A 5,637-nucleotide genomic window follows, 5' to 3' on the forward strand; every position below is an offset into this window, starting at 1 on the left:
GCGGCGCCGACCGCGCGCTCGTGGCGCTCGAACACGACGACGCGGCGGCCGCGCAGGGCCAGCGCGCGGGCGAGCGCGAGGCCGAGCATGCCGGCGCCGACGACGATCGCAGATGCGTGGGGCATGCGCCGGATTCCTGACCCGCCTGGGAAAAACCGCAAAGTACCCAGCGTCCGTGAGACTTTGATTGCAGATCGATTGCGCGCGCATGGCGGCGCCGGGACGGCGGCGACGCGCCGTGCTGACGTTTTCTTTGCGTCGCCTGAGGCATATGGTCCTGCCTGCGCATTGCGCGCTCTGCCGGGACCGCCTCCATGCTCCGTTCCTCTGCCCTGTTCGCGATGCTGGGCCTGTCGCTGGCCACGGCCGTTGCGGCCGACGAGCTGCCGTTTCAGATCCGCGCCGTCGCCACGTTCAACGAACCCTGGGCCATGACATTCCTGCCCGACGGCCGCTTGCTGGTGACGGAAAAGCGAGGCCGGCTGCGCGTCGTGACGCAGGACGGCAAGACCGGCGAGATCGGCGGCGCGCCCAAGGTCGACTACGGCGGCCAGGGCGGCCTCGGCGATGTCGTGCTGCATCCGAAGTTCGCCGACAACCGCTGGATCTATCTGAGCTATGCGGAAGCCGGCGACGGCGATGTGCGCGGCGCCGCGGTCGCGCGCGCGAAGCTCGTGCTCGACGACAAGGGCGGCGGCGCGTTGCAGGACCTCGCCGTGATCTGGCGCCAGGTGCCCAAGCTCGACGGCCGCGGCCACTACGGCCACCGTCTCGCATTCGCGGCCGACGGCCATCTGTTCGTCAGCTCGGGCGAACGCCAGCATTTCGACCCGGCCCAGGACATGCAGTCCAACCTCGGCAAGATAGTGCGCCTGAACGACGACGGATCGGTGCCGAAGGACAATCCGTTCGCGGCCCAGGGCGGCGTCGCGGCCCAGGTCTGGACTCTCGGCCATCGCAATCCGCTCGGCATCGCGTTCGATGCGTCGGGCCGGCTCTGGAACATCGAGATGGGCCCGCGCGGCGGCGACGAATTGAACCTCGTCGTGCGCGGCGACAACTACGGCTATCCGATCGTCTCCAACGGCGACCACTACGACGGCCGCGACATTCCGGATCACGCGACGCGGCCCGAATTCCACGCGCCGGCCGTCAGCTGGACGCCGGTGATCTCGCCGGGCGGTTTCATCATCTACTCCGGCCAGCGCTTCGCGGGCTGGAACGGCAACGGCCTGATCGCGGGACTGTCGAGCAAGGCGCTCGTGCGCGTCGCGTTCGACGGCACCCGGGCGCGCGAAGCGGCGCGCTACGACATGAAGCAGCGCATCCGCGAGGTCGAGCAGGGTCCGGACGGCAGCCTCTGGCTGCTCGAGGACGGCACGGCCGGGCGCCTGCTGCAGCTGACGCCGACGAGCGCCGAATGAACGCGGCCGCGCGGCCAGGCCGGCGCGGTCCCGTCATGCGATCGCAGTTGCGGTAACGACGGTCGCGCACGGACGGCAACCGACGGCTGCGGCCGATGCGCCAACACATCGGCTGCGACAGGCATGCAGACACGGCTCACGGCGCCGGCATGAGGCCGGCGCCGCGCAACCGTTTCAGGGCGAAGTCGGCGCGGCCTTCGCGCCGATGTTCGCGTCGAGGAAGGCCAGCATGCGCGCGTACATTTCCTCGACGTTCTTCTCGTCGTAGAAGCCGTGCGCCTCGGTGCGCTGATACAGCCATTCGTGCTTGACGCCGCGCTGCTCGAGCGCGTTGTGCACGCTCTCGCCGTGCACCGGCGGCACGACCTTGTCCTGGCCGCCGACGATCAGCATGAGCTTGGCCTTGATCTTGTCGAGCTGCGTGATCGGCGAACCCGCGACCAGCATGGCCGGATCGTCGCCGAGCGTCTTCTTGAGGTAGTTCGTGCCGAACTTCGAGTTCTGCGCATTGCCGCGCGTGTACAGCAGGCGCAGGTCGTAGACGCCGACGCTGCCGATCGCGCAGCGGTACAGATCCGGCTCGCGCACGGCGCCCATCAGCGCGGCGTACCCGCCATAGCTCGCGCCGTAGATGCAGATGCGCTTGGGATCGGCGATGCCCTGCTCGATCGCCCACTTGGTCACGTCGGTCACGTCGTCCTGCATCTTGCCGCCCCACTGCTTGTAGCCGGCGTTCTCGAACGCCGCGCCGTAGCCGCCGGAGCCGCGGAAGTTGACCTGCAGCACCGCGTAGCCGCGGCTCGCGAGCACCTGCGCGTCGGGGTCGTAGCCCCAGTAGTCGCGCACGGCGAACGGACCGCCGTGGACGTAGACGACCGTCGGCAGGTTCTTGCCCTGCTCCTGGCCCGGCGGCCGCGTCAGATAGCCGTTGAGATCCAGTCCGTCGCGCGCCTTTAGCTTGATCGGCTCCATCGACGCCATCTGTTCCGGATCGATCTTGTCGGCGCGGCGCAGCACCGGCGACAGCTTCTTGCTGTCGCGGTCGAACAGGTAGAACTCGCCGGGGTTCACGTCGCTGTCGACCGACACGATCGCGCGCTTGCCATCGCGGCTGACCGAGGTGATCTCGACGGTTTCGCCGGGGAACTGCTGCATCAGCGCGGTCAGCGCCTCGATCATCGCCGTTTTCTTGTTGACCACGCCGATCGCGGAGCGCCCCGGATAGGCGAGCACGCCGACGACCGTGGTGTCGTCGAAATCCTTCAGCAGATGGTCGACCTCGACGTCCTTGGCCGTCCAGACCGGCGTAAGCTTGCGGTCCTCGGCGTTCCAGGTGCACAGACCGCCGATCTTGCCGTCGGGCTGGCAGGACCAGTAGACGACCTTGTTCTCGGCGTCGTAGGCCAGCGGACGCGGGCGGCCGGCGATGTTCGGGCCGTCGAGCACGCTGGTCCATTCGCCGTCGCCCCTGCCGCGATACAGGACCTGCCAGCGGTTGTCGACGTCGGAGCCATAGGCAAACGTCACGTTGCCGTCGTGGTCGGCGAGGAAGCCGTCGGGCGCGCGCAGCGGCGAGACGAACAGTTGCTTCTTCGAGCCGTCGTTGACGTCGAACTTGTAGACCACCGGCGGCGTTGGCTCGCCCGTGCTCTTCCACTCGTAGACGTAGATCAGGATGTTGTCGTCGTCGTTGCGCAGTTCGTCGATCAGATAGGCGCTGGCACGCTCGGGCTTGACCGACTTGATGTGCGAGCCGACGCTTTCCTTGCCGGCGCGATAGCCGAACAGGATCTCGTTGCGGCCGCCGTCGGCGTCGACGAAATACAGCTCCCCGCTGGGATCCGGCCTCTCAAGCCCGCCCACCGGTTCGCCGACCGTGTACATCAGGCGCTGCTTGCCGACCCACTGGAACGAGGCGACCTCGTCGACACGCGGCGTGATCCGCGTCGCCTTCATGTCGCTCAGGCGCAGGATCGCGAGCGAGCGGCGGTTGTCGATGACGGCATCGGCGGCGATGTATTCGCCGTCCGGGGAAATCTTGACGCTGGAATACTGGATGTGGCGCGCGAAATCGGCCAGCGGCACTTCGGCCTGGGCGCCGGCGGCGCCCAGAAGCATGGCCAGGCCCGCGGCCAGACGGCGGATCGACATGAAGATGCTCCTTCCAGGGAAAACTCCGGCGACGGCCCCCATGACCGCCGCGGCACGCACGATCCCGGCGATACGGCCGGCCGGCGGCCGTCGTTGCCGTTTTACAGCGCCGGCCGCGCCGAAGCGCTGGCCGTCGGTCCTTCATCGTAAAACGCCGCCGGACGTGATCAGCGCCGCGCTCAGCGCTGCGCCGCGCGGCCGTAGCGGTCTTCCAGCCGGACGATGTCGTCCTCGCCGAAATAGTCGCCGCACTGCACTTCGATCAGATGAATGTCCTCGGCAGTCGGGTTCTCGAGCCGGTGCAAGGTATCGGTCGGTATGTAGGTCGACTGGTTCGCCTGGAGCAGGAATTCCTCGTCTCCGACGCGGACCTTGGCCGTGCCCTTCACGACGGTCCAGTGCTCGCTGCGCCGGTGGTGCTTCTGCAGGCTCAACACGTGGCCGGGCTTGACCACAAGGCGCTTGACCTTGCAGTCGTCGGCGTCCTCCAGCACGGTGTAGCTGCCCCAGGGCCGATGCACGGTCTGGTGGAACGCGGCCGCGTCGTGCTTGTCGGCGCGCAGCCGGTCGACGACGAGCTTGACCTGCTGGGCGCGGTCCTTGTCGGCGACGAGCACGGCGTCGTCGGTGTCGACGATGACGAGATCGCGCACGCCGACCGCGGCGACCATGCGCTTGTCGCTCTGGATGTAGCAGTTCGCGCTCTCGACGAGGATGGCCTGACCGCGCACGCGGTTGCCCTGCGCGTCGGATTCGGTTTCGAGCTCGCTGACCGCCTTCCACGAGCCGATGTCGCTCCAGTCGAACGTCGCCGGCACGACGGCGCGACGCGCCGCGTGCTCCATGACGGCGTAGTCGATCGAGATGTCGGGCTGGGCCAGGAACGCCTCGCGCGCGTATTCGATCGGGCTGTCGAGACCGCTCGCGCTGGCCTGGCAGGCCTGCGCCGCGGCCAGCACGTCCGGGCAGGCCTGCGCGGCCGCGGCGAGCAGCGCGTCGGCGCGGAAGCAGAACATGCCGGAATTCCACAGGTGGTCGCCGGCGGCAAGATAGGCCTCGGCCGCTTCGCGCTTCGGCTTTTCCACGAACGCGGCGATCTCGCTGCCGTCGCGGCCCGCGATGGGCGCGCCGACGCGGATGTAGCCGAAGCCGGTCTCCGCATGCGTGGGTACGATGCCGAACGTCGCGAGCCAGCCGTCCTCGGCCAGCGCGCGCGCGCGCCGCACGTCGGCGGCGAAGCGGTCGAGCTCGCGGATCAGGTGATCGGCCGGCAGCACCAGCAGCACCGCATCGGGCGAGAGATGGCTGACCGCGTACTGCGCGGCGAGCAGGATCGCCGGCGCCGTGTTGCGTCCGGCCGGTTCGAGCAGGAACGGCAGGCGGTCGAGCTTGGCCTGCGGATGCGCGGCGTATTCGTCGCGCGTCAGGAAGTAGTAGTCGCGGCCGGTCACGGTCAGCACGTGGCCGTCGTCGGCGACGGACAGCGCGCGATCGAGGGTCTTGTACAGCAGCGACTCGCCGTCGGCCAAGCGCATGAACGGCTTCGGATACGCGCTGCGCGACACCGGCCAGAGGCGGGTGCCGGCACCGCCGGAAAGGATTACGGGTATCAGCATGGGCAAATGTCCGAATCGGTGGTCCAGGACGCGCGAGAGCGGCACATCCCTCAGGCCAGCTCGCCGATCACGTCGCGCAACCCCTGCCGCCAGTGCGGCAGCTGCAGGCCGAACGTCGTGGCGATCTTGCGCGTATCGAGCACGGAATAGGCGGGCCGGCGCGCCTTGGTCGGGTAGTCGGCCGTGGCGATCGCGGCGACTTCGGGAATGCGTTCGATCAGGCCGGCGGCCAGGGCCAGCGCGAAGATCTCGCCGGCGAACTCGTGCCAGCTGCATTCGCCGGCGCTGACCAGGTGGTAATGGCCGGCCGTCGCGCGGCGCTGATCCGGCGCCAGTGCGAGCCAGCGCGCGAGCACGCAAGCCGTGGCCTGGGCGATCAGCCGCGCCGGCGTCGGCGCGCCGCGCTGGTCGGCGACGACGCCGAGGCGCTCGCGCACGCGCGCGAG

5 protein-coding genes are annotated in these 5,637 nt (G+C 69.0%); 1 reads left to right on the forward strand and 4 read right to left on the reverse strand.

Going from position 1 to position 5,637, the window contains the following annotated elements:
* On the reverse strand, window positions 1–125 hold a 125-nt coding region (locus NON22_RS19490; protein WP_257388644.1), incomplete at its 3' end, for an FAD-dependent oxidoreductase.
* Window positions 126–341: 216 nt separating this feature from the next.
* Between NON22_RS19490 and NON22_RS19495 the strand changes: the two genes are divergently transcribed.
* Window positions 342–1,424, forward strand: coding sequence for a PQQ-dependent sugar dehydrogenase (locus NON22_RS19495; protein WP_257388645.1), 1,083 nt, complete (start codon window positions 342–344; stop codon window positions 1,422–1,424).
* Window positions 1,425–1,598: 174 nt separating this feature from the next.
* On the opposite strand, the gene NON22_RS19500 is transcribed toward NON22_RS19495, so the two are convergent.
* From NON22_RS19500 to NON22_RS19510, 3 genes are all read right to left on the reverse strand, one after another.
* Window positions 1,599–3,575 (reverse strand): alpha/beta hydrolase family protein, encoded by a 1,977-nt coding sequence (locus NON22_RS19500; RefSeq protein WP_257388641.1) that lies wholly within the window; start codon window positions 3,573–3,575, stop codon window positions 1,599–1,601.
* A 179-nt stretch (window positions 3,576–3,754) separates the two neighbouring features.
* Window positions 3,755–5,191: a mannose-1-phosphate guanylyltransferase/mannose-6-phosphate isomerase gene (locus tag NON22_RS19505; RefSeq protein WP_257388642.1), complete on the reverse strand. Its 1,437-nt coding sequence runs from the start codon at window positions 5,189–5,191 to the stop codon at window positions 3,755–3,757.
* 50 nt (window positions 5,192–5,241) lie between these two features.
* On the reverse strand, window positions 5,242–5,637 hold a 396-nt coding region (locus tag NON22_RS19510; RefSeq protein WP_257388643.1), incomplete at its 5' end, for an NAD(P)-dependent oxidoreductase.

Origin of the sequence: Tahibacter caeni (assembly GCF_024609805.1) — a bacterium.
Classification (GTDB): Bacteria; Pseudomonadota; Gammaproteobacteria; order Xanthomonadales; family Rhodanobacteraceae; genus Tahibacter; species Tahibacter caeni.